Origin of the sequence: Cryobacterium sp. TMS1-13-1, from assembly GCF_004403125.1 — a bacterium.
GTDB classification, from domain to species: domain Bacteria; phylum Actinomycetota; class Actinomycetes; order Actinomycetales; family Microbacteriaceae; genus Cryobacterium; species Cryobacterium levicorallinum.
In genome coordinates this window covers 72,164-95,348 of record NZ_SOGX01000010.1, presented here as the reverse complement: position 1 = coordinate 95,348, position 23,185 = coordinate 72,164, and the positions used below count along the sequence as shown (strand labels likewise).

Below are 23,185 nucleotides of genomic sequence, written 5' to 3'. Positions count from 1 at the left end.
ACCACCGAGCACTGCGAACCCCGCGACCAGCCAGGTCGCGGGGTTTTCGTTTGCCCTGGAGGTTCACAGCAAACTCCACGCATACCGAGAGGACAGGCTGGCGGCGTTGCCGGCGCCGGGCCGCGTCGGCCGCATGGCGGGCTGCGCCCGCTCTGACCCGGGCAACTTCCCGGGTACCGCCGAGGCCCCTCGGTAGACTGGCTTGGATATGAACTGGGAAACTTTCTGGGCCAACCTCGCCACCTCCATCGCTAAAATTCCGTGGACCGATTACGTCGGAAAGATCTTCGCCATTGCGGCAATTATCGTCTTCGCCTTCGCCCTGCGCTGGGCCCTGCAATTCGTGATTCGCCGGGTCGTGCAACAGATCGTCTCTGGCGTCAAGAAGAACCAGAAGGTCGACGACACCCAGGCGCTGAACGTCTCCCCCCTGGCTGCCGTGCGCGTTGTGCAGCGCTCGCGCACACTCGGCGCCGTGCTGGCGAACATCGTCAACGTCTTCATTCTGATCACCGCGCTGCTGCTCATCGTCACGACCCTGAACAAAGACATCCTCGGCTCCTTCGCGCTGCTGACCGCGGCGATCGGTGCCGGCCTCGGTTTCGGTGCGCAAAACATCGTGAAGGACATCCTCAACGGCCTGTTCATGGTGGTGGAGGACCAGATCGGCGTTGGCGACATCGTCGACGTGGGATTCGCATCCGGTGTCGTCGAAACGGTCGGAATTCGCATCACTCAGGTGCGCGATGTCGACGGCACGCTCTGGTTCGTGCGCAACGGTGAGATTCTGCGAGTCGGCAACATGTCGCAGGGCTGGGCACGCGTCATCATCGACCTCGCCATCCCCTACAGTTCCGACGTGGAGGCCGTGCAGGACGAGCTGCTGCGCGTCGCCAGCGCCCTGGCCTCGAGCCGCAAGTGGCGCGCATATATCCTCGAAAAGCCGGAGATCTGGGGCCTCGAGTCGATCAGCGCCGAAGCCCTCGTCACCCGGCTCGTAGTCAAAACCCGGGTCTCGGCCAAGTGGGACTTCGCCCGCGACCTGCGCCTGCACATGAAGAAGGCCCTGGACGGCATGGGCGTTCCGCTGACCCCGCTCAACAGCGTCGTCATGACCACCGGCGACGGCACCATCGACGGCTCGACCGTTGAACCGATCGAGGGAGCCCTCGACGCGGCTGAAGAGGCCGCGGCAGCCGTGCCCGACGTCGTAGCCGGCGTGCGAACCGGCCCGGTCGCGGTGCGGAAGCCCCGCGGGCCGCGCAAGGCCAAGCCCAAAGACGTGCCGGCTCCGATGAAGGCACCAGACCCCGAAATTCGCGGCGACGGCATTGACTGACCCGTACCGAAGAGAAAGCTGCACCGAATGACCTCTGAACGACACCCGACCGATCAGCCCGCCACCCCCGCTGGCGTGCACCTGCGCGATGGCGAGAACGGCCCTGCCGCGGTGTCGACGTTCTTCGACGAGGTCGGTGGAACGCCATTCTTCGAAAGGCTCGTGCACGATTTCTATGTGGGCGTCGCGACCGACCCGGTGCTCAAGCCGATGTATCCCGAAGAGGATCTCGGCCCGGCCGAACACCGGCTGGTCATGTTCCTCGAGCAGTTCTGGGGCGGTCCAGGCACTTACAGCGAGCAGCGCGGTCACCCGCGTCTGCGCCAGCGGCACCAACCGTTCAAGGTCAATCCGGATGCCCGCGACCGGTGGCTGGGCCACATGAAAGTCGCCGTGGACGCGGCCAACCTGCCACCGCTGCAGCAGGGCATCCTCTGGGATTATCTGGAACGTGCAGCTTTCGCGATGGTGAACAGCTTCGAGGACTAGGTGTACCGAGCCGACGGCGACACCTCCACGGTGCTCGGTGCGTTCGACGCGGAGCGGTTGGTGGGTACGGTCATGGTCGGCCACGATGGGCACCGCGGCTGGGTGTACTATCTCGCGGTCGACGACCGCATGCGTGGAACCGGGTTGGGACAGCGGATGATGGCTGCCGCAGAAGACTGGCTTCGCGCCAACGGTGTCGTGAAGGTTCAGCTCATGGTGCGTTCGGGCAACGACTTGGTTTTGGGGTTTTACGAGCACCTCGGCTACGAGGACGCCAACGTGCAGGTGCGCTCCAAATGGCTGATCCAGCCGACAAACTAACCGGGCTGGGCCTGTTACAGTGCGAGCGACTCGGCGGCCGCGCAGGGGCTCGCCGTTGGATCGGCGCGGTGCACGCTCGTGGCCAGCGCGCCGAGCAGCCCGGCCAGCCGGTGGGCGTCATCGTCGTCCATTCCGGAGAGGATGCTGGCTTCCACAGCGGCAACGCGCGTCTCGTACCGGGTGAGCACGCTCAAGCCCTCTGTTGTGGCCCGAATCTTTCGGGCCCGACGATCGGTGGGGTCGGGAACGCGTTCCACCAGCTTGGCGTCCACCATGCCGTCGAGCAGGTAGGTCAAGACCGTGCGATCGATGGCGAGGTGCGCCCCGATGGCTTGCTGGGACGGCAGGTCACGGTGAATGACGGTGGACAGCACCTGATAGCAGCGCACTCCCCCGGGCAGCCCCTCGACAGCGGTCTCCAGCTGCCGCTGATAGCCGCGCAAAACCATCGCGAGGTTCCACCCCAGATCTCCCGGCACGGTGGCCGGCAGAATCGATTCGGAAGTCATGCCAGTCATCCTATCCCAAACCATGCGGTTGCATAGATATTCTTAGCGACATATGATCTGTAAAGCATCATATTTCGACGGGAGCAGCGCTATGAGCAGTCAAAGTGCCAGGAGCAGTCAGCACACCACCACTATCGGCATTCTGGGCGCCGGGCGGGTCGGAACTGCTCTGGCTCGGCAGGCGGTGAAAGCCGGTTACCAGGTGCGCATCGCGACCACGCAGCCCGCGGCGGACAACGCGCTGCTGGTCGGCATTGTGACCCCGGGGGCGGTGGCGGTGGAATCAAGCCAGGCCGCGGCATCCGATCTGGTGGTACTCGCGATTCCACTGCACAAGTACCGCACGCTCAACCCGGGCGAGCTCGCCGGCCGAATCGTCATCGACGCGATGAACTATTGGGCACCGGTCGACGGCGTGTTCGATGATTTCGAGCGCGACTCGCGCACAACGAGCGAGGTCGTCGAAGAGTTTCTGCGCGATGCCCGGGTGGTGAAGTCGCTCAACCACATCGGCTACCACGAGCTCGAAGAAGACGATAGGGCCGCGGGCGTGCCGATGCGGCGAGCGCTCGCCCTGGCCGGTGACGACCTCGAAGCCAAGGCAGTCGTCGAAAGTTTCATCGACCGACTCGGCTACGACGCGATCGATGCCGGCCCCCTCGCCGCCGGCCGCTCCTTTGAGCCGGCCACCGAGATCTTCACCGGCAGTCACACCGCGAACCAGCTTCGCGCCCTTATTCAGCAGGCCCGTCCGCTCGCGGTCGCGGCCTAAGTCACTCACACAATGGAGAACACCTTGGAAATCGGCGCTTACAGCTTCGGCGACACTCAACGGGGCCCCGACGGCAGCTCGCGTTCCACCGCGGAGGCGATCAAGAACCTGTTCGACGCCATCGTGCACGCCGACCAGGCGGGGTTGGACTATTTCGGCATCGGTGAACACCACACCGTCTCCATGCCCGCCTCATCACCCGGCGCGATCATCGCCGCGGCCGCTGCGGCGACGACTCGGATCAAACTCGGCAGCGCCGCCAGCATTATTGGAACGGATGACCCGGTGCGGGTGTTCCAGCAGTTCGCCACGGCAGACGCCATCTCCGGCGGCGGCCGCATCGAGATCACGGCCGGCCGCGGCTCCTCGGTCGAGACCTTTCCGCTGTTCGGCTACGAATTGAACGACTATGACGAGCTTTACGCCCAGAAGCTCGACCTGCTGCTCACGCTCAACAACAGCGCCACGGAGAACGTGACCTGGTCGGGAACCGCGCGTCCCTCGCTCCCCCAGCTCGACGTCGTGCCGCGTCCAGTGCAGGGCTCCCTGCCCATTTGGATCGCCACCGGCGGCAGCGCACCGTCGTCGGCTCGGGCCGGGCGCCTCGGTCTCCCGCTCGCCTACGCCATCATCGGCGGGCAGCCGCACCGGTTCGCGCCGCTCGCCAATCTCTACCGGCAGTCGGCGGCGCAAGCCGGCCACACCGGCGACAACATCAAAGTCTCGGTCGCCACCTTCGGCCTGGTCGCTCCGACCAAGAAGGAAGCGGTGGAGCGGATGTATCCGGGCTGGGTCAACCTCAACGTGGAGATGGGTCGGCTGCGCGGCTGGCCAGCGCCGCAACGAGGTTCCTACCTGGCCCAGGTCGACGCCCCCAATGCCTATTTCATCGGCGACCCGGACGACGTTGCCGAACGCATCGTCGACCTGCACCGACACCTCGGCCACATGCGGCACTTTTTGCAGGGCGACCACGGCGGACTCCCCCAGGAACACCTGCTCGAGTCCATCACCCTGCTCGCCACCGAGGTCAAGCCACGCGTGGAACGGTTGCTCGCCGCCAAATAGCAGCAGACGACTCGCGCGCGTGATGTCGGCTCGGGCGCTTATTTTCGGAGTCGTGACGGCCATGGCTTCGATCGGGAAAGCCGCGGGCGATTGCCGAACTACTCGGACAACGCCACACATGCGTGCACACAAACGTGTCACGCGGCGTAGGTCGCCGACATGACAATCGCAGCCTCCTTCTCCGTTCTCCCCAGCCGTGAACTCCGCACCGAGCTTCCCAAGGCTCTCGCGCGCTTCCGCACGGAGGGGCTCGCAGCTCAGCCCGTTTCGGCATCGATATCGCCACGCGCTGAACCGTGGCACTGGAACTATCCGCCCGTCCGGGATTCTCCAGAGACTGTGAGGACATCGAGTTCAATTCCTGAATTGCAGAGCCACGCTCGACATTGACCGCGTCTGGTACCCACCCGAAGGATGATCCTGAGCCAGATTACGAGCGGCCCGGTTTGTAGGCCGAGACCGACGGGGCATCCGCTAGCCAAAATCGCCAGGGGAAGTCCGTCGCACTGCCGCCGGGCCCGCTGACGCCCACGCGTGGTCCGGTCAGATGCGGGACGACCGCCCCGTCATCTGGTACGAAAAATGTCCACTGTCCCCCGAAAAGATCATCGCCATCGTCGGCCAGAGATGCCCCAAAGCTTTGCGCGACGCAACCAGGACCTCGCGCCAAACTCCGATCGAGCAGGGGAACCTTTCGTGGCTTGCTTTCTCGACGAGTGCGAGCAATATCGGCTCCTTCGAGCACGTCTCCGGCTCTAATGAGACATCCGTAGGGCTGGCCTGGTTGGCCGGCGACGAGGTTCACCGCGTGGTGCATTCCGTAGGTGAAGTAGCAGTAGAGGTGCCCGGCGGGACCGAACATGGTCTTATTCCGATTGGTCATACCCCGATAGGAGTGCGCGCCGGGGTCGCGTTCACCGGCATACGCCTCGACCTCGGTTATTCGAATGGACACAGTGCCATCGTCATCCGTGCGTTGCAGGATGCAGCCGAGAACTTCGGGTGCGAGTTCGAGCACCTCGCGGGCAAAAAATGCCCGGTCCGCCCGATGAAATCCCTCCAGCACCTTCACTCGAACAGTGTATCCACTCCCCTAAGGCCAAGTTTCGATGATGGCAGTGTGACCGGGGGCCGTGACGAACTTGCGGTCGTCGGTGAGCAGTGACATAGCCAACGACTCGGCCAACGCTACATAGAACCCGTCGTAGGCGGTGAAATTGTGCCGCAGGCTCAGGACCCGTCGCTGGAACGGTTGCATCGGGTAGCGCAACAAGGGCAAGTCCGCGAAATCGGCGAGCATCTCCTCCGCCCGGTTGAGATCAATTTTGATCATGGGTTTCGAGGTCAGTAGAAGCCCGCGAATGGCGGAGCTCACCTCAGCATCGATCAGCGTCGGGGCATGCACGTACCGCTGCTGATTGAACCGTTCCTGAAGTCCTTTGTCGCCCCGACGGTTCTGCAGCAGCCGCACGACGATCGAGGCATCGACGACCGGCACTACCGGCGGTCATCCTCAATATACGAACGGATGTCGTCACGACTGCCCGCAACGCTGCTTCGGGTACCGATTCGCATAAGAACATCGACCATCGTGGGGCGCGACGTGTCGTCGTGAATCAGCTCGCGGAGGTAGCTCGACAATGACATGCCCCGCGAAGCCGCGCGCGCACGCAGAACCTCGGCATCTTGGGCCGGCACGTCCCGAACCTGAATGATCTCGGTACTCATGCCCACAGCGTAGTCCCGCCGCATGCATTCTGCATGCAGAATTTCACGGGTTCCGATCCGATATCGACATTCGTACCCGAGGAGAGTCAGGGAGAACCGTACAAAGGAGTCAATATAGCCGAACATCAACAGCGCACTCGGCGCAGGATCGTTCGAAAAGCTTGCGGGGATGATCTCCTCCAGCGCCGATCCCAGGAGCAGCCACGCGGCCAGTGCCGTCAAAGCGGCGGTTCCGAGCGGACGGCGTGCCGTGACGCTGCCGGCACCGCGAATACCCCAGGCGAACAGAAGCGCGGCTGCGCTGAACAGCATCGTTCGGAGACTGCCCCCAAAGGGGATCTGGGACATCGCCGGTTGTTCCACGCCAATGATAACCGTGGCGAGCAGGAGCGCTCCCCCGATGAACCAGGCGAGACGGGCATCCGCTTTAGGGCCATCCAACCTCGTTGTGTCGACCATGGTACCAACGGCACCCAGTCCGCTCACAGTGGCCACCGTTGTAGCAATACTTCGGACGTAGTCGGATGAAGTATTGGCCCCGCGATGGTGGTATCTATGATCGTCAATAATCGGTGGCACAGGTAATCAATCTGTGCCTCACTGAGATGTGCCGCCAATCATCTTCGCTGACTCAGCTGCAAGCATCCTCGGGGCCGTCGACAGCTCCGTCGACAACACCAGCAGCCGGGCTCTCGTCGGCGCCCACTTCGCGGTTCGATGTGACCTGCGCCAACCTGGTCTCGACCGCCGAACTCGAGGCTCTCTTTGATCCCAACGACTATCAGCCGAGATTGAACTGGGCACCATCCGTCTCGCCGGTGACCTATGCCGTGCAGAACACCGGTGGGTTGAGCTGCACCTGGGGAAATTACGACGTGCCTGTGGGTGGTATTCCCAATCCGGCATATGACGAACTGACCGTGCAGGTCAGGTGGCCGAGCTGCCCGTGCACACCACCTACCACAGCGGCGGTTGGAACGTCATGACCGGAGCGGCAACACTCGCTGGTGTGACTCGCTGCATCGTGGGGCCGGCCGGTTCGGACGCATCCCTCGCCAACCTGGAGATACTGCCGCACGGTGCGTGGGCCTTTGATCCCGCCCAGGTGCAGAGCGGGGTATGGACAAACCATGAGGCGGTAAGCGTCGCGGGAGTCACCGAACCGGCCTACCTCCTATGCCCGGTCGGCACGGTCTCGGCCTGCGCGGTCGACTTCGTCGTCGGCGATGACTGGGTGCGACTGGGCACGTTCATCAACGGCCAACGGCCGGTTGAAGCAGCCGACCGGGACCAGGTACTGGAGCTGGCCGGGCACTTCGCATCCGCTCTGGACTGAAGTAGTCGTTCCAACCGACGCAGCAGACCGGCCGATCGAGCGCGGGTCAGCCCAGGCGGCGAGCGGTCTGGGCAGCGGACCCGTGCGCCGCGGCCAGTTCCTGGTGCTGCTTGGCGACCTCGTCGGCGGGGGCGCCGAAACGTTCGCTCAGCGTGCGGGTGGCCACGATCGTTTCCACTGTCATTCCCAGTGCGTCCGCCAGAATCAGGCTGAGCGCCGGCAGTGCGTGATCGTCGAATTCCGTGGATGTTCCCGCGTCGTAAACCCCGCCGCGAGTCGAAACGAGCACGGCCGGGCGACCGGCCAGTGGCTGCTGGCTGGCTGGGTCGTCGAACGGAGCGGTCACCGCCGGCAGGTGGATGTAATCGATCCACGCTTTCAAGGTCGACGGCATCGAGTAGTTGTACAGCGGAACGCCGATCAGCAGCACGTCAGCGGCGACCAGTTCCGAGATCAAAACCTGCTGCAGGGCCTCCTGCTCCGCGCTCGGGTTCGCACCCGCGGGGCGTAACCGGGGCGGAAAGTGCAGCACGGCATCCGTCAGGTGGGGCAGCGGTTCGCGGTGCAGGTCACGGTGAACGACGGTGTGGTCGGTGCCGAGACTGCGCCAGGTATCGGCGAAGGTCGCCGTGATAGCCCGCGACCGCGAAGTCACGAGGTCTGCGGACGAGTCAAGCTGCAACAGTATGGGCATTCCCACAGCCTAGAGGCAGCGAGCGTGCCCACTCGTGTCGCCGTCGTCGTGGCGGCATCCGCTTTCACTCAGCGGATGCCGCAGCCCGGCTACTCCTCCCGCTCGCCAAAGCGCGGCGCAGCCAGGCTGAGCGTCTCGCCGCGGAAGAACGCCGGACGTACCCGCGCCTGCACAATCATGATGACGACACCGATCAGCAGGATCGCCATGCCGAGCACGAAGACCAGACCCAACCCGAAGATCTCGGAGCCGCTGCCGTAGTTCGGATCCATGCTGTCGACCAGGGTGGTGCAGAACAGCACCGACAGAATAATGCCGCCGATCAAGGGAAACACGAAGGTGAAGAAGGCGTTGCGCACGGTGGCGAACCACTGCCGGCGAAAATACCAGACGCAGGCGAACGCGGTCAGACCGTAATAGAAGCAGATCATCATGCCGAGGGTCGTGATGGTGTCCCAGAGCACATCTTCGCTGACGAAACGCATGATCGTGTAGAACCCGGCGGCAACGACAGCGGAGGCGATGGTCGCGTACCCGGGAGTGAAGAATCGCGGGCTGACCTTCGCGTAGGCCGGCGGCAATGCGCCGTAGTGGCCCATGGCGAGCAGGGTGCGCGCAGGGGAGACGAAGGTGGATTGCAGCGAGGCGGCCGAGCTGGACAGCACCGCGATCGACATGAGCACCGCGAACGGGCCCAGTGCCGGGCCCGCCAGGGCGAAGAACACGTTTCCCTGGATCTCGGGATTGCCGAGGCCAACGCCAACGCCGCCGACGCCGGCGAAGGAGATGGCCGCTATGGCGACGAAGAGGTAGAGCACCATCACGATGATCACGGTGAGCGTGGCAGCTCGGCCGGGAGTCGAGCGCGAGCCCTTGGTCTCCTCCGACATGGTCAGGGTGACGTCCCACCCCCAGAAGATGAAGATCGACAGGCTGAGACCCGCCGCGAATGCCGAGAACGAGGTGACGGCGAACGGGTTGAACCACGACAGCGAGACGGGTGTGGGGTCGAACGCCGTTCCGTTGGCAATGTGAATGAAGGCCATGATGCCGAAGCCGACCAGCACGATCAGCTGGAAGCCGACGAGCCAATACTGCACCTTCTGGGTGGTCTGCATGTCCCGGTAACTGATCCAGGTGGCTGCGAAGATGAACACCAGGCAGGTGCCCACGTTGATGAACGGGTTGCCAGCGAGCCCCGCGATCTCAGCACTGTTGCCAAAGATCTGCGAGAGCATCAGGTAGAAGAAGTCGACCGCGATCCCGGCGAGGTTGCTGAGCACGACGACGGTCGCTGCGATGAGTCCCCAGCCGGCCATCCAGCCGATCCACGGCCCGAACGCGCGGGTCGCCCAGGTGAACGAGGTGCCGCTGTCGGGCATGGCTTTGTTCAGCTCGCGGTAGCCGAGGGCGACCAGCAGCATCGGAATGAATCCGGCGACGAAGATCGCCGGCAGCTGCAGCCCAACCTCCGCCACGGTTGGTCCGAGTGCACCGGTCAGGGTGTAGGCCGGAGCAATGCAGGAGATGCCGATAATGACGGCGCCGACCAGTCCGACCGAGCCAGCACTGAGGCCCTTCGTGGAGATGCCGCCGACCTTCTGGTCAACGGCGGCGATGGCGTTGAGTTCTTGAGTCATGCTCTGTTATTCCTCCACTGTCACGGTGAAATCACGGGGCACCACAATCAGGGGCACCGGCAGTTCGCGCAGCATCTTGGCCGCGATGGAACCCAGAAAGAGGCGATGGGGCTGAGCCAGTCGGCTGGAGCCGACCAGGCAGACCTCGGTCGGGTCCCAGGGCAGGCCACGCACGGCGTGCTCGATGCTGCTGCCGGAGGCGACGCTGGCGGTCACCTCCAGCCCGTCCATAAGGTAGTCGGTGGCGTAGTCGAGCACTGCCTGGGCATGGTCGGCGGCCAATACGATCGTCTGTTCGTCGGCGCCGGGACGATCGATCGCGACAAGGGAAACCAACCGCAGCGGGGCATCCACTGTGCGCGCCAAGAGGATGCCGGCCGTCAGTAGTCCGTCGGCTCCCGCCTTGGTTCCGACCGCGCAGGTGACCCGGCGGATCGGCTCGTCGGTACCCATCACCCGGGTGCCTTCGGGGGCGAGCGCCACGGGCACGTGGGAGGAGTGCAGCAGGCCGCCCGCGACGCTGCCGATCGCGAAGCGGCCGAGCAGTCCGTGGGTTGCCGCGCCGACGACGATCAGGTTCGCCTGCAGCCGAGCGGCGGCGGCGAGCAGCCCCTGGGTGAAGGAATCGGCGTGTTCGAGGTGGGTGCGCACCGAAATTCCGGCGGGTACCAGGGTGAGCGCTTCGGCCAGCTAGCCCTCGGCCGTCTCGAGCAGCAGCCGGTCGTAGCCGGGATCGGTGGGGGTGAGCGTCGCCCGATCCCCCGCATTGAGAACGAGGACCACGTCGAGTTCGGCGCCGGGCGCGCGGGCAAGACGCACGCCGAGGGCGAGGGCATCCGCTCCCGCCGGGGTCGCCGTGTAGCCGACCAGAAACCTCACGCGACCATGCGCGTGGCAAGGATCGCCGCGGCGGTCTCCTGCCCGACCCGGATCGCGCCGTCCACGTGCTGGTAACCCTTGCCGGCCATGTCGCTGCAGGAGAACGAGATCGGGCCGACGGGACTGCGCAGTTCGGCGCCGTATCGGGCCAGTCCGCCCATATCGAAGCTCGCCGCGTAGGCGCCGCGGGTCCATTCCTCGGAGCCCCAGTCGCTTTCGTAGTAGACGACCGGGTGCAGCGCCTGCTCGCCGTAGTAGTGCGAGAGCGACTCGAGAATGCGGGCCTTGCGCTCGACTGCGGTCAGCGCGAAGACGGCATCCGCTTCTTCATCGGAGACGAAACCGACCAGGGTGCCGCGTGGGTCCTCAAAATTGGTGTTGTCGTAGGCCTCATGCACGAGCTCGTACGGGCTGAACGCGGTGCCCGAGAGATCGTCGGCGCGCCAGAACGGCGTCTCGTAGACGGCGTGCACCTTGATCACGAAGCCCATGGAGAGGTGCTGGTGCAGCTGCTGCTGGCGGCGAGGCAGGGGCGGGTCAAAGCTGATCCGACTGATCAGGGGCGGCGGAACCGCCACGATCGCGTGCCGGGCGGTGACCGTCATACCGTCGGCAACGACGATGACTCCGTCCCCCTCCCAGGTCAGGCTGCGCACCGGCTGCCCGAGATAGACATCACCGCCGAGCTTCTCGGCCAGCAGCAGCGGAACCTGCTGCAACCCGCCGACCACGCGCTCGTCGAGAATGAAATCGGCGTCGACGAGGTTGCTGAACGACCCGGCGCTTGCCGCCATGAGCAGCGCCTGCAACGCCGAGAAGGCGTGCACGGGCTTGGTGAGCATGGCCCCGGCAATAAACATGCCGATGTTGTCGCGGGCCTCCTGATCGTCGGTCTGGGTCTCCAGCCAGCGGCTGAAGGAGATCTCATCCAGTTCTTTGGCGAGCGGATGCTCCCACGGTCGATCCGGGTCGATTTCGGACACGAGGGCGTCAAGTTTGTCGATGAGGCCGACGATCTGCGCCTCGGTGCCAGCCGGAACCGGAAAGATCTCACCGTCGAACCGGCTGACCACGCCGGAACCGTTGATGTACACGTTGTGACCGGAGCGGTAGCGCGGGTAGGTGGCGAGGCCCAGTTCGGCCAGGGTCTCCTTGAGGGCGTGCTGGTCGGGCGAGACCCACTGGCCGCCGATCTCGAGCATGGCGCCCTCGATCTCATCAGTCCACAGGCGCCCGCCGACACGGTCGCGGGCTTCGAGCACGGCCACGCTCAGGCCCGCCTTCTGCAGTTCGGTGGCGGCGGTGAGACCGGATGCCCCGGCGCCGATAATAACGACGTCACGATCAATCGTGGTCATGGTTGCTCCTGTGTTGACTGAGTTATGACGAGGGAATGAGGGTGTACTTGGTCGAGAGGTATTCATGGATACCTTCGAGGCCGCCCTCACGACCGAGCCCGGACTGTTTGACTCCGCCGAATGGTGCTGCGGCATTGGAAACCAGGCCGGTATTCAGGCCCATCATGCCGGTATCGATACTCTCGATCATACGATGACCACGGTTGATATCAGTGGTAAAAACGTAACCGATCAGACCATATTCGGTGTCATTTGCCATTTCAATGGCCTCTTCATCTGTTTCGAAGGTTTGGATGCCGACGACCGGTCCGAAGATTTCCTCCAGCACGAGGCGGCTGTCGGCGCTCACTCCGGTCAGCACAGTGGGGGCGTAGAACGAGCCGGGCCCCTCTGAGCGGATGCCGCCGGTGAGCAGCGTGGCGCCGCGCGCGATGGCGTCCTGCACGAGGGCAGCCACGTTGTCGACGGCCGCCTCGGTCACGAGCGGCCCGAAGTTCACCGTGGGATCGATGCCGGGTCCCGACACGAGGGCATTGACCCGCTCGGTCAGTCGACGGGCGAACTCATCGGCAACAGACGCGTGCACGATGAACCGGTTGGCGGCCGTGCAGGCCTGGCCGGTGTTGCGGAACTTCGCGAGCATGGCGCCGGTGACGGCCTGCTCGAGGTCGGCGTCGGCGAACACTACGAAGGGGGCATTGCCGCCGAGTTCCATCGAGGTGCGCAGCACGTTCTGGGCGGCCTGGGCGATCAGGGCACGCCCGACGCCGGTCGACCCGGTGAAGCTGAGCTTGCGCAACCGGGGGTCGGCGATGATCGGGGCCGACACCGCCTGCGACTCGGTCGTCGTAATAACGTTCACCACGCCGGCCGGCACGCCGGCATCCGCGAGCAACTGCACGAACAGCAGCGTGGTCAGCGGGGTCAGCTCGGCCGGTTTCACGACCACGGTGCAGCCCGCGGCGAGCGCCGGGGCAATCTTGCGAGTGGCCATGGCGAGCGGAAAGTTCCACGGCGTTATCAGGTAACACGGGCCCACCGGCCGCTGGGTGACGACCATCGTGCCGGTGCCCTCCGGGTTGGCACCGTACCGGCCGCTGATACGCACGGCTTCCTCGCTGAACCAGCGCAGAAACTCGCCGCCGTAGGTCACTTCACCGTTGGCCTCGGCGATCGGCTTGCCCATTTCGAGCGTCATGAGCGTGGCGAAATCCTCCCGACGCTCTTGCAGCAGGTCGAAGGCGCGGCGCAGAATCTCCGCGCGCACCCGTGCCGGGGTCGCTGCCCAGGCATCCGCTGCGGCAACCGCTGCGTCGAGGGCTCGGGCACCATCGGCGACGGATGCGTTTTGAATCTGTTTGAGAGCCTGCCCGGTCGCCGGGTCGGTCACCGCAAAGGGCTCCTCCGTCCCGTTCACCCACTGGCCGTTGATGTACAGCTGGTCGGGCACGCGGGCCAGCAGCTCTGCACTGCCCTGCGCTGCCGGCTGGCCGGTGAGGGACACGGCGCTCATGCGACGGCCAGTGTCTCAGCCAGTGCGTCGGCGATAACCTGCAGGCCCTCGAGCAGCAGATGGTCCGGAATGCTGAGCGGCGGCAGAAAGCGGATGACGTTGCCGTACGTTCCGCAGCCCAGCAGGATGACGCCCTGGGCGTGGGCGGCGGCGATGACCCGACCGGTCAGGGCGGCATCCGGCTCCCCCGTGGCGGGGTCGACGAGTTCGATGGCGATCATGGCGCCGCGGCCCCGCACCTCGATAATGCGCGAGTCGGCGGCGGCGAGCGCGCCGAGCCGCTCGTTCAGGATGGCTCCGATGGCGACGGCCCGTTCAACCAGGTGGTCGCTCTCGTAGGTGTCGATGGTGGCGAGCGCTGCGGCGCAGGCGAGCGGGTTGCCGCCGTAGGTGCCGCCGAGGCCGCCGGCCTGGGGCGAATCCATGATGTCGGCGCGCCCGGTAACCGCCGACAGTGGCAGGCCGCCGGCGATCCCCTTCGCGGTGCAGATCAGGTCAGGCACGATGCCCTCGTGTTCACAGGCGAACATGTGGCCGGTGCGGGCGAAGCCGGTCTGAATTTCGTCGGCAATGAAGATGACTTCGTTGGCGCGGCACCAGGCCAGCAGAGTGGCCAGGAATCCCTGAGCTGGAACGATGAAGCCGCCCTCGCCCTGAATGGGTTCGATGATGATGGCGGCGAGGTTGCTCGCGCCGATCTGCTTCTCAATCTGCGAGATGGCCCGGTTCGCCGCTACGACGCCGTCCAGGCCGCCGTCGCGCAACGGGTACGACATGGGCGCTCGGTACACCTCGGGGGCGAAAGGCCCGAAACCGTTCTTGTACGGCTGGTTCTTGGCGGTCAGCCCCATCGTGAGGTTGGTGCGGCCGTGGTAGGCATGGTCGAAGGCGACGACGGCCTGCCTTCCGGTGAAGTGCCGGGCGATCTTGACGGCGTTCTCCACCGCTTCGGCGCCGGAGTTGAACAACACGCTGCGCTTCTCATGGTCACCGGGGGTGAGGCGGTTCAGGGCTTCGGCCACCTCGATGTAGGAGTCGTAGGGCGCCACGGTGAAACAGGTGTGGGTGAACTGGGCCAGCTGCGCGGCGACGGCCGCCACCACGCGCGGCGCGCTGTTACCAACGCCGGTCACGGCGATTCCGGATCCCAGGTCGATGAGCGAGTTGCCATCGACGTCGACGACAACGCCCCCGCCGGCGGCCACCACGTACACCGGCAGCGTGATCCCGACGCCGGCCGACACGGCCAGGGCCTTGCGTTGGCTCAGCGCTCGTGATTTCGGGCCGGGAATACTCGTGACGAGCTTGCGTTCCTGCGCCAGCTGAGGGCCACCAACCGGTGTACTGGTGGGGCGCGGGGTATCCAGGAGGGTCATCAGAGTTTCCGATCCAAAACGACGGGCGGCATCGCGGCACGATACCGCTGTGCCATGGGAGCACTGTGCCATTTGCAGCACGGAGCAATGCTAGGCAACACCGGGCCGCCGCAACATAGCCGGGTTGTATAGTTGGGGCCACCAAGATCTCCAACCTGTATAAGGCCTCCCATGCTCCCCACACTGCGCCGCCTGCTCGCTGATCCCCAGCTCGGTCTGACTCTGCTCGGCATCGCCGAACCGGTCGCGCTCGATGCACCGGTGGAGTGGGTACACAGCTCCGACCTCGTCGACCCCACCCCCTTCCTGTCCGCTGACCAGGTGCTGCTCACCACCGGCACCCAGTTCGGCACCGATCCGAAAGCGGATCCCGACTACCGCCGCTATGTGCAGCGTTTGCGCGACCGGGGCCTCACCGCGCTCGGTTTCGGTACCGAAGTCATTCGAAACGGCACCCCGGAGGGACTGCTCGCCGCTTGCCAATCGCTCGGCCTTCCCCTGTTCGAGGTGCCGTATCGCACACCGTTCATTGCCGTGGCGCGAGCGGCCGGCGACCTCGTCGCCGAGGATCGCTACGCCGGGGCGACCTGGGCGTTGCGGGCACAGCGAGCGATCGCGCTCGCCGCACTCCGCCCCGACGGTTTGAGCGCGACCCTCGCCGAGCTGTCGAACCAGCTCGGCCACTGGGTCGCGCTGTTCGACGCGAGCGGCACCCTCGATCGGGTGTTTCCCCGCGAGACGTTCAGCGCAGCCCCCGACACCCGCGCGACCGTGCAGCACGAAGCCCGCCGCCTGCTCGGGCGCGGCCAGCGATCGAGCAGCAGCGTCGAGGCCGGCGGCGAGACGCTTTCCCTGCAGACCCTCGGCGGGCATAACCACCTGCGCGGCGTGCTCGCCCTGGGCGGGCCGCGTGCCCTCGACCAGGCAAGCACCGAGGTCGTCACGAGCGTGATCGCCCTCGCCGGTCTCGCCCTCGAGCAGAACAACGCTCTCGATCGCGCACAGGCGCTGCTGCGCTCCGGGCTGATGCACACCCTGCTCGGCGGTGACCAGAAACTGGTAGATCAGATTTCCCGGCAGATGTGGGGTGCACTTCCGGTCGGGCCGGTGCTGGTCGCGGTCGTTGACGCGCCGGCCACGCGCCGCGACGCCATCACGGAGTACCTGGAGCTGCGCGTCGAGGACTCTCCAAGGCAGCTGTTCTTCGCCCGCCAGGAGGACACCATCGTGCTCTGTCTCGACCGGGCGGCCGACGGCATCCTCTCGGACCTATGCACGCTGTTTGAGTTGCACGCCGGCCTCTCGGAGCCAACCGAGTATCGCCAGCTGCCTCGGGGCCTCGACCAGGCCCAGCAGGCGCTCGCCCGGGCGCGGGAGGGTGCCATGGGCGTGACCGGCTTTGACGTCGTCGCGCGGCAGGGTGTGCTCGCGCTGCTGGCCAGAACGGATGCCCGCGAGGTCGGCCTGGCCACGCTCGCCCCGGTCCTCGCCCACGACCAGACCCACGGCACGGAACTACTCGCCACCCTGCACGCCTGGTTGCTCTGCAACGGGCAGTTCGGAGCGGCCGCCGACCAGCTCGGCGTGCACCGACACACGGTGCGTGCCCGCATTCAGCAGGCAGAGCAGTTGCTCGCCCGCGACCTGGGATCGTTTCCGGCGCGCGCCGACGTCTGGGCGGCACTGCTGGCCACCGATTCTGCCACCGAGACCCGCTGGACGACAAGAGAAGGGGGCTGAAAAGGATCGATACGGAAATTCACGTTTAGGCTGCACAGGTGCGGATTCCGGCGCTGCACGGTGAAGCTTTTTTCGAATCAAACCGGCAGTGTCGCCGGCGCGCTGGATTGCACGGTAAACGGTTGACCGGGCTACCCCGTTGATACGCGGGTACCCTATAAGCATCCTGGTCAAGCTTATTGTTTGCGCAGAAGCGGGGATGTTCACCGCTCAAGAAGAGGCTGAGTTCATCGACCGCGGCCGAGACGTGAAACGAGTTGATCTCACCGGGGCGTCCCACGACGGACACCTCGATTCATTCGACTCCTAGATCATCGCACTGCGTTCATTCCTTCTGGCCTGACATCGTCTCGATCAAGGTTCCGCCTCTGGTACGCGCGCTAACGGCAATGATGACGAACCTGGATCCTTCTTTGACGGTTATCTCCGGACGATCACCCCGTGTGGACGATTTCCCACAAATCTCCGAGAGTCACGGTGAGCTGCTCTTCACTCGGGCAGTCGTCGCACAACGACTGAAACTTGCCGCGCTCAGCTTCACTCGCGCCGTGCTGATCGAGGTAGTGCCGACGTAGCGGGCCATCAGCGACGCCGACCGGACGCCGGTCCATCAACCTGCGCGGTGCGTGATCGTGGAAGATCAACTGTTCGTCGAGCTCCGGCCGCAGCGCCAGCGCGAGCTCAAGCTGACTCGTTGTCGCCGCCCAATGCCTGACTGTGGACTCCCGTACTGCCTCTTCGGGGTCATCGATCAAGGCCAGGAACACGTCAGCCGGCAACACAAATGGGTAAGCGCCAAGCTGCCACCTCACAGAGACGTCGTCGGACCCCGCGGCCGCGCGAAGCACGTCATCAGGAAGCGGAACCGGAGGCACGAACGTCCTGCGGTACTCAGCATCTTGCGCCTCAATCAGCGCCAGCTCAATGTCATCATCGTCTGCCATTCGTCAATGATGCTTCCTGACGTTCATTAGCACCAGCCCCGGGCGCGCACCACGGGCGGACGTGCCGCAGAGGGTTCGGCCTTCGGGCACAAGTGAGGGCCGCCGACGCAAATCGATTGCCTTCGCGACTCGGGATTTTGCTCGATTTTGGGGCGTCGTCTCATCGAAGTGGTCGTGACTCGTGTGTGAGCTTTATTGGACTCGATAGGCTACATCGCAAGGGAGCCTCAAAATGGGAACAACTATCCGGAGCCGCACGCAATTCAGAAGTATCTTCACAGTGCTGCGCTCGATAGGTGGAGTGGTCATTACTGTGGCCATAATTCTGGCCGATGTCGTGAAATCGACATAGGGGGGCGGGGCCTCCTCATCGGCGTACCCAACCGTAGTATTGCCGAGTTCGACGACCACCACGTCAGTGGCCACCTCCTCCGAGAAGGCACCAATCACGAAGAAGAAGAGACCGCACAGAAAGTGCAGATCCTAGCCATAGTATTTCGGCGGTAGCGGCGTAGTGCCACGCGGGGACCACTGGGTTATCTGCTCGCTCGGCTCCGCCCAATTCCCGTAGGGTTCCCCTTCTGGACTGCTGTCGGCGCTTTTGCCGCCTCGAGCCCTCGGTCTAGCGGGAGGCGCGTGATTTGGCGTTCCACGGTATCGCTCGCGTGCACCGCCTGCCGGTCACCTATCTTCCGTAAGACTTGAATTCAGAACATGTTCGGAATAGCATGTGGTTATGACGACATCATTCAACTTTGCAGGCCAGCGCGTCGTGCAATCGTCGGAGCTGTCCCGCAATTCGGCGGCTGTTTTCGCTGCCGCAGAGGAAGCGCCCGTTGAGGTCTCTCGGCGTGATGGCGAATCCCTGGTCCTCACGACCAAGCGGGAGGCTGCTGCCCACGAGCGGATCCTTGAGGTCGCGGCGCAGCTGATCGCCGTGTCGCTTGATGAAAACGGCACCTTAGAGGATCGTTTGGCCGGCCCGTTCCCATGGATCAAACTTCTCAGTGTTCAGGATCAGCGCACGTGCGCCCGGGACATCATCGACACCGCGCGGGGTGCATTCGTCGTCAATCAGCCCGGTCGTATCCTCACCGAGATTCAGGCTTGGCAGAACACCGCAGAGGCGGTCGCTGCGGGCTGGGGTCAGGACGAACCGGATTGGCTGAGCGAACCGGTGGCGGTCAAGAAGCCCCGCGTCTAGTGCCCCCGAAGAAGGGGCCCATTTCTCGGCCGCTCAAATCGTCAGAATTCGTCATCGAGCACTCCACGAGTCAGGCCGCGACCGGGTGGCGCGACATCGTCGCAACCCAGCAAAGCTCCGCTGTGGATGCCTGGGACCGGCTCACGAAAGCGCCCAATCAATCAGACCCCAGGTGCCATCAGCTCAAGGGCCATTTGGCGACGATTGTTCGCGACGGCGTTGCCCACGATCAATGGCAGTACGAACTCTCTGGTGGAGCGCGCATCTGGTTCTACGTTGACGGCAGAACGGTGAAGATCGTCAACGTGTTTACGAAACACCCCAACCAAACGAAGTAGGTGCAGGCAGTCACGACCGGCTACTTCATCGGCATTGCGTCACCTGTCCCGCAGGGGGTTCCGCGAGCGGACGCTTTATGCGTGCTCCCCCACGTCGACGAGCCAGCCCTCCAGTGAGCGTCGGCGTTTCTCGGGCGGTGGAACAGGGAAGTCAGGGAGCGGTTCGGCTTCTTCGTCGATACGCAGCCGAACTCCCTGAACCGAGGTCAACATCGCTGTATTCGAAACCGGCTCGATCTCGATCATGTATCGAGAATGTGAAGTTGCGAGGAACGATTCATTGCCGAACTCGCGGCCAACCCTCGCCCGCTCGTCGCCCTCCGGCGTCATGATCGATTCGGGCGGGGCGCCGTGGCCGGGCCGACGAAGCGACCGACGCTCGATAACATCCTGCGTGACCGCGTGTATGGCGACGACCCGGCCACGCACACGATCGGTGAACTCTTCCTCATGGTGCGACTCCATCGTGTCCACCGTGGCGAAAAGTTCCGGTCCGAGCACGTCAGCGAGAGCAGCACGCGGCGTTCGCGTCTCGATACCGAAGTCGACCTCATCGCCGATGGCAAAAGCATCGCCGCAGCACGCCCATTCCCATTCCGTCAGCCACACGCGCGTCATAATGCCCACGCTAGCCCAACTCCCACGCTGCGACTCAGCCGACGCGTTAGGTTATCCACCGCCGGAACGTTGTAGCTGCCCCACTTCAGGTTCCCCTTACGGGCGTTCCTGTTGGCAGCTATCCTCGTCGCAACCTGTAGCGGAGTGCTTCAGGTGCGTCATGAAGACGATGCCAAGGCAACGCCGTCGTTCGCAGCCCCAACGACAAGACCGCGTGAATTCACCCGTCCTCCATGTCCTTGCTGGGTCCAATGGTGCAGGCAAGTCCACGTTTGTCCAAGCGGTATTGCAGCCTGTCAGGCACTTACCGTTCATCAACGCAGATGAGATCGCAGCGCTCCGCTGGCCCGGCCACGAGATAGGGCGCGCTTAAGACCCCGAGAAGCACGACGCCCGACCGCGACGGCCAGCAGCACAAGCCTCCGGGGTGATCGTTGCTACGGCTGGAGGGTCCAGGGCTTGCGCCGCACCAAAACGTGACCGCGACTCGTGCTGAGGCGGGTCCACAGGCCCGACTCGTAGAGCTGCACCGGTTCGTCGGCGGCGAGAAAGCCGAGGCTGAACGCGGCAAACCCGGCGCCGGTCGGCACGAATTCGAGTCCATCGACCTGACGGCCCCACACTTCGGCGCGCACCCGCTCGACGATCATTTCGCCGGTTCCTTCCGGAATCGCGGCAGCGACCTCGTCGATGCCGGCGCGGGCGGCGGCTTCGAGATGCGCGGCCGTCGTCTGCCCGTGCCGGTCCCAGCCCCCCTTGGGCGGCGAGATTCCGGCCCAGGTCACGGTGTTTACCTCGAGGGGAACGGTCACCGTCACCGGCAAGGTCAGGTCGCTGGTCGTCGATTCGAGCCGTTTGAGACGCTCGATCAGGGAACGCACCGGCACGACCTTGTCGAGATCGACCGGCGTGGTCAACGCGAAGGTGCGCAAGCCGAGCACGGTCGGGCTGACATCGAGCAGGCCGCGCGGGTAGAAGATCGCGGTGTACACCGCGATCACCCCCTCCGATGCGATCAAGCGCACGGAACCATCGAGAACGCGACCGGACCGTGACAGAAACACGATCAGATCGCTGAGGGACTGGGAATCGGTAAGAGTGAATGACTGGCTCATCACCTTCTAAACTACCAAGATGCGCCACGACCGTTGGCCGCGCACGCAAACTTGCCAGAGGAGACAGCATGCACAAGCCGATGGAAGGCCTTCTGGCTGTTCTCGATCTGACCGACACCGGAGCCCGCACCAACGAAGACATCTTCACCGGCCCTTCCCAGTGGATGCCGCTGGGTCGCGTCTTCGGCGGGCAAGTGCTGGCCCAGTCCCTCGTCGCCGCAATGCGCACCGTGCCCGATGAACGCCATGTGCACTCGATGCACGGCTATTTTCTGCGCCCCGGTGATGTCAACCAGCCGATCACCTTTTCGGTCGAACGCATTCACGACGGACGCTCGTTTTCGACCCGCCGCACCCAGTGCTATCAGGACGGTGTGCCGATCCTGTCGATGATTGCCTCGTTCCAGGACGCCGACGAAGGCCTGGAACACCACATCGAGATGCCGAAAGACATTCCCGACCCGGAAAGCCTGCCGACGGCATCCGCTTCGCTCGCGCACATCGACCATTCGGTGGCGCGCTACTGGGCCAGCGAACGCCCCTTCGATATGCGTCACGTTCCCTCTCCGATCTACCTCAAGGTCAACGGCGAGCACACCTCGCGTCAGGCCGTATGGATGAAGACGTTTTCGGCGCTGCCGGACGACCCCGACGTGCATCGCGCCGCGCTCGCCTACGCGAGCGACTACTCGATCATGGAACCGATCTTGCGTCGGCACGGCGTCGCATGGGCCTCGCCGGGTCTCAAGGTCGCGAGCCTCGACCACGCCATGTGGTGGCACCGCTTCGGCCGGGTCGACGAATGGCTGCTCTACGTGCAGGATTCGCCGAGCGCCCAAGGCGGTCGCGGCCTTGCTACGGGCAGCATTTTCAGCCGCGACGGCGTGCTTCTGGCCACCGTGGCGCAGGAGGGCATGTTGCGCGTGCCCATAATCCTCGAATAGTTCCGCAGCTACCAGCTCGGTTTGGACTCCAGCAGCACGCGTTCGTCGGGCATCCAGCGAATGTCCACGCTCGCGATATCGTCTTCGGCGACACTCATGGTGCCCGCGGCGGTGATCGTGGTGCCGGGGCCGGCAATCCAACTCGCCACCAGCCTCTCGTCGCCAGCGGTGTCGGTCACGAACAGGGCGTAGGGCTGCGGGCCGAAGTCGTTGCCGCTCTTCGCGTAACTGCAGCTCGCGTCGATGCGGGTGCCCCAGTTTTCGCCGGTGAGGCGAAAGCTGGCGGTGAGCGGACTCGGAACGACGGCGGTCATGGCCACGGCCGGTTCCCTGGCACTGGTGACTCGCTGGTCCAGCCAGCCGGGCACCATCAGGGCAGCGGATGCCGCGATCGCGGCGGCCGCAAGCACGGCCCCCACCGTGCGCCGGCGGGCCCGCCGGGAGCGGGCCCGTGCCGCCGTCAACAGCCGGGGCAGCAGTTCGACGGACGGCAATGTGCCGGAGTCCACTGCCGCACCGGTCGCGTGACCGAGCTGCGCCGCTTGATTCAGTGGCACCAGAGCGAGCAGTCCGGGCAGCCCGGCGAGGTGGGCGACGGCCTGACTGCAGGCAGCGCAGTCGTTCAGGTGTCGTTCGTAGTCACGCCGGTCGCCCGGTGAAAGCGCGCCCAGTACGTAGGCGCCGTCCCAGTCTGCGTACCGGTCGGCAGGAGTGTTCATCGCTCCGTCACTCCTCGTTCTTGCAGTGCGAGACGCAGGGCTCGCAGGCCATAGTGCAGCCTGGATTTCACGGTTCCTTCGGGAATATCCAGGTGTCGTGCGGTCTCCGCGACGGACTGGCCTTGATAGTAGGCGCAGACGATGACGGCCCGATGGTCGAGCGAGAGGTCGGTGAGGGCATCCGCTACCAGCCAGGCATCGAGCAGGGCGTCGGTCTGATCGTCGGTGGGCAGTTCGGGCAGCTGGTCGGTCGGCATCTCATGTCGGGCGCGGGCCGAGCGTCGGTCGTCGATCACCAGGTTTCGGGCCACCGTGAACAGCCACGCCCTGGCCGACACCGCGGTCTGATCGAGCAGGCGTGGCCGGCGCCAGGCGCGCAGCAGCGTCTCCTGCACCACGTCGTCGGCGAGGGCGGTGTCGTGGGTCAGCCGCACAACATAGCGCCACAGCATAGGCCCGTGCTCGTCGTGGAGGGCACGCAATAGTTCGGCACGCTCATCGGCCATGGCCTACCTCCCCTGCTAACACGGAACCGGGGCCA

26 protein-coding genes are annotated in these 23,185 nt (G+C 64.8%); 10 read left to right on the top strand and 16 right to left on the bottom strand.

All coding sequences use genetic code 11. From position 1 onward, the window contains the following. Positions 1-208: 208 nt before the first annotated feature. Genes E3T31_RS09780 through E3T31_RS09770 form a run of 3 tightly spaced genes read left to right on the top strand, consistent with a single transcriptional unit; the run spans position 209 to position 2,149 of the window. Positions 209-1,339, top strand: coding sequence for a mechanosensitive ion channel family protein (locus E3T31_RS09780; protein ID WP_134468574.1), 1,131 nt, complete (start codon positions 209-211; stop codon positions 1,337-1,339). A 27-nt stretch (positions 1,340-1,366) separates the two neighbouring features. Continuing rightward, complete coding sequence (locus tag E3T31_RS09775) at positions 1,367-1,828, top strand: globin (protein ID WP_134441191.1); 462 nt, start codon at positions 1,367-1,369, stop codon at positions 1,826-1,828. Further along, positions 1,829-2,149 carry a GNAT family acetyltransferase gene (locus tag E3T31_RS09770; RefSeq protein ID WP_134468573.1) on the top strand — a complete coding sequence of 107 codons (321 nt, stop codon included), beginning with the start codon at positions 1,829-1,831 and terminating at the stop codon, positions 2,147-2,149. A gap of 14 nt (positions 2,150-2,163) precedes the next feature. Here the strand turns inward: E3T31_RS09770 and E3T31_RS09765 are convergent, their stop codons facing one another. Continuing rightward, complete coding sequence (locus E3T31_RS09765) at positions 2,164-2,658, bottom strand: MarR family winged helix-turn-helix transcriptional regulator (protein WP_166788460.1); 495 nt, start codon at positions 2,656-2,658, stop codon at positions 2,164-2,166. A 91-nt stretch (positions 2,659-2,749) separates the two neighbouring features. Here E3T31_RS09765 and E3T31_RS09760 point away from each other — a divergent pair, with 91 nt between their 5' ends. Together E3T31_RS09760 and E3T31_RS09755 are read left to right on the top strand one after the other, a co-directional pair. Beyond that, positions 2,750-3,430, top strand: coding sequence for an NADPH-dependent F420 reductase (locus E3T31_RS09760; protein ID WP_134468571.1), 681 nt, complete (start codon positions 2,750-2,752; stop codon positions 3,428-3,430). A 12-nt stretch (positions 3,431-3,442) separates the two neighbouring features. After that, positions 3,443-4,498 (top strand): LLM class flavin-dependent oxidoreductase, encoded by a 1,056-nt coding sequence (locus tag E3T31_RS09755; protein ID WP_134468570.1) that lies wholly within the window; start codon positions 3,443-3,445, stop codon positions 4,496-4,498. 430 nt (positions 4,499-4,928) lie between these two features. On the opposite strand, the gene E3T31_RS09750 is transcribed toward E3T31_RS09755, so the two are convergent. From E3T31_RS09750 to E3T31_RS09740, 3 genes are read right to left on the bottom strand one after another with little or no spacing between them, the layout of a single operon-like run. Beyond that, positions 4,929-5,570, bottom strand: coding sequence for a DNA-3-methyladenine glycosylase (locus E3T31_RS09750; protein WP_134468569.1), 642 nt, complete (start codon positions 5,568-5,570; stop codon positions 4,929-4,931). Positions 5,571-5,591: 21 nt separating this feature from the next. Further along, complete coding sequence (locus E3T31_RS09745; RefSeq protein WP_134468568.1) at positions 5,592-5,996, bottom strand: type II toxin-antitoxin system VapC family toxin; 405 nt, start codon at positions 5,994-5,996, stop codon at positions 5,592-5,594. Beyond that, on the bottom strand, positions 5,996-6,721 hold the full coding sequence (locus E3T31_RS09740) for a hypothetical protein (RefSeq protein WP_134468567.1): 726 nt from the start codon (positions 6,719-6,721) through the stop codon (positions 5,996-5,998). Before E3T31_RS09740 ends, E3T31_RS09745 begins: the two co-directional genes overlap by 1 nt. Before the next feature lie 436 nt (positions 6,722-7,157). Here E3T31_RS09740 and E3T31_RS09735 point away from each other — a divergent pair, with 436 nt between their 5' ends. After that, complete coding sequence (locus E3T31_RS09735) at positions 7,158-7,562, top strand: hypothetical protein (protein ID WP_134468566.1); 405 nt, start codon at positions 7,158-7,160, stop codon at positions 7,560-7,562. Between the two features lie 46 nt (positions 7,563-7,608). On the opposite strand, the gene E3T31_RS09730 is transcribed toward E3T31_RS09735, so the two are convergent. The 7 genes from E3T31_RS09730 to gabT form a co-directional block, all read right to left on the bottom strand. Then, positions 7,609-8,256: an FMN-dependent NADH-azoreductase gene (locus tag E3T31_RS09730; RefSeq protein ID WP_134468565.1), complete on the bottom strand. Its 648-nt coding sequence runs from the start codon at positions 8,254-8,256 to the stop codon at positions 7,609-7,611. An 89-nt stretch (positions 8,257-8,345) separates the two neighbouring features. Continuing rightward, a complete protein-coding gene (locus tag E3T31_RS09725) occupies positions 8,346-9,896 on the bottom strand; it encodes an APC family permease (RefSeq protein WP_134468564.1) in 1,551 nt (516 codons plus the stop codon). 6 nt (positions 9,897-9,902) lie between these two features. Beyond that, positions 9,903-10,553 (bottom strand): universal stress protein, encoded by a 651-nt coding sequence (locus E3T31_RS09720; protein ID WP_370304595.1) that lies wholly within the window; start codon positions 10,551-10,553, stop codon positions 9,903-9,905. A gap of 33 nt (positions 10,554-10,586) precedes the next feature. Further along, the gene (locus E3T31_RS18325) at positions 10,587-10,775 is read right to left on the bottom strand and encodes a hypothetical protein (protein WP_241977812.1); all 189 of its coding nucleotides are present in this window, start codon (positions 10,773-10,775) and stop codon (positions 10,587-10,589) included. Continuing rightward, positions 10,772-12,133 (bottom strand): NAD(P)/FAD-dependent oxidoreductase, encoded by a 1,362-nt coding sequence (locus E3T31_RS09715; RefSeq protein ID WP_134468563.1) that lies wholly within the window; start codon positions 12,131-12,133, stop codon positions 10,772-10,774. The genes E3T31_RS18325 and E3T31_RS09715 overlap by 4 nt, the downstream gene beginning before the upstream one ends. Positions 12,134-12,155: 22 nt before the next feature. Further along, the gene (locus E3T31_RS09710) at positions 12,156-13,646 is read right to left on the bottom strand and encodes an NAD-dependent succinate-semialdehyde dehydrogenase (RefSeq protein WP_134468562.1); all 1,491 of its coding nucleotides are present in this window, start codon (positions 13,644-13,646) and stop codon (positions 12,156-12,158) included. Then, positions 13,643-15,022: a 4-aminobutyrate--2-oxoglutarate transaminase gene (gene gabT / locus E3T31_RS09705; protein WP_134468561.1), complete on the bottom strand. Its 1,380-nt coding sequence runs from the start codon at positions 15,020-15,022 to the stop codon at positions 13,643-13,645. The genes E3T31_RS09710 and gabT overlap by 4 nt, the downstream gene beginning before the upstream one ends. A gap of 171 nt (positions 15,023-15,193) precedes the next feature. Between gabT and E3T31_RS09700 the strand changes: the two genes are divergently transcribed. Next, positions 15,194-16,762 carry a PucR family transcriptional regulator gene (locus E3T31_RS09700; protein ID WP_134468560.1) on the top strand — a complete coding sequence of 523 codons (1,569 nt, stop codon included), beginning with the start codon at positions 15,194-15,196 and terminating at the stop codon, positions 16,760-16,762. Positions 16,763-17,196: 434 nt separating this feature from the next. Here E3T31_RS09700 and E3T31_RS09695 read toward each other — a convergent pair whose 3' ends face one another. Then, positions 17,197-17,706, bottom strand: coding sequence for a hypothetical protein (locus E3T31_RS09695; RefSeq protein ID WP_134468559.1), 510 nt, complete (start codon positions 17,704-17,706; stop codon positions 17,197-17,199). 736 nt (positions 17,707-18,442) lie between these two features. Between E3T31_RS09695 and E3T31_RS09690 the strand changes: the two genes are divergently transcribed. Further along, positions 18,443-18,910, top strand: a complete 468-nt coding sequence (locus E3T31_RS09690; protein ID WP_134468558.1) for a prevent-host-death protein — start codon at positions 18,443-18,445, stop codon at positions 18,908-18,910. Continuing rightward, positions 18,910-19,248 carry a hypothetical protein gene (locus tag E3T31_RS09685; protein WP_241977811.1) on the top strand — a complete coding sequence of 113 codons (339 nt, stop codon included), beginning with the start codon at positions 18,910-18,912 and terminating at the stop codon, positions 19,246-19,248. The genes E3T31_RS09690 and E3T31_RS09685 overlap by 1 nt, the downstream gene beginning before the upstream one ends. A 75-nt stretch (positions 19,249-19,323) precedes the next feature. Here the strand turns inward: E3T31_RS09685 and E3T31_RS09680 are convergent, their stop codons facing one another. Next, positions 19,324-19,866 (bottom strand): DUF6578 domain-containing protein, encoded by a 543-nt coding sequence (locus tag E3T31_RS09680; protein ID WP_134468557.1) that lies wholly within the window; start codon positions 19,864-19,866, stop codon positions 19,324-19,326. A gap of 437 nt (positions 19,867-20,303) precedes the next feature. Beyond that, positions 20,304-20,981: a hypothetical protein gene (locus E3T31_RS09670; RefSeq protein ID WP_104133071.1), complete on the bottom strand. Its 678-nt coding sequence runs from the start codon at positions 20,979-20,981 to the stop codon at positions 20,304-20,306. Positions 20,982-21,049: 68 nt separating this feature from the next. Here E3T31_RS09670 and E3T31_RS09665 point away from each other — a divergent pair, with 68 nt between their 5' ends. After that, entirely contained in the window at positions 21,050-21,925 is an 876-nt protein-coding gene (locus tag E3T31_RS09665) for an acyl-CoA thioesterase II (protein ID WP_241977810.1), read from the top strand. 8 nt (positions 21,926-21,933) lie between these two features. Here E3T31_RS09665 and E3T31_RS09660 read toward each other — a convergent pair whose 3' ends face one another. Both E3T31_RS09660 and E3T31_RS09655 read right to left on the bottom strand, forming a co-directional pair. Beyond that, entirely contained in the window at positions 21,934-22,644 is a 711-nt protein-coding gene (locus tag E3T31_RS09660; protein WP_134468556.1) for a zf-HC2 domain-containing protein, read from the bottom strand. After that, positions 22,641-23,150 (bottom strand): sigma-70 family RNA polymerase sigma factor, encoded by a 510-nt coding sequence (locus E3T31_RS09655; protein ID WP_134468555.1) that lies wholly within the window; start codon positions 23,148-23,150, stop codon positions 22,641-22,643. Before E3T31_RS09655 ends, E3T31_RS09660 begins: the two co-directional genes overlap by 4 nt. Positions 23,151-23,185: the final 35 nt, after the last annotated feature.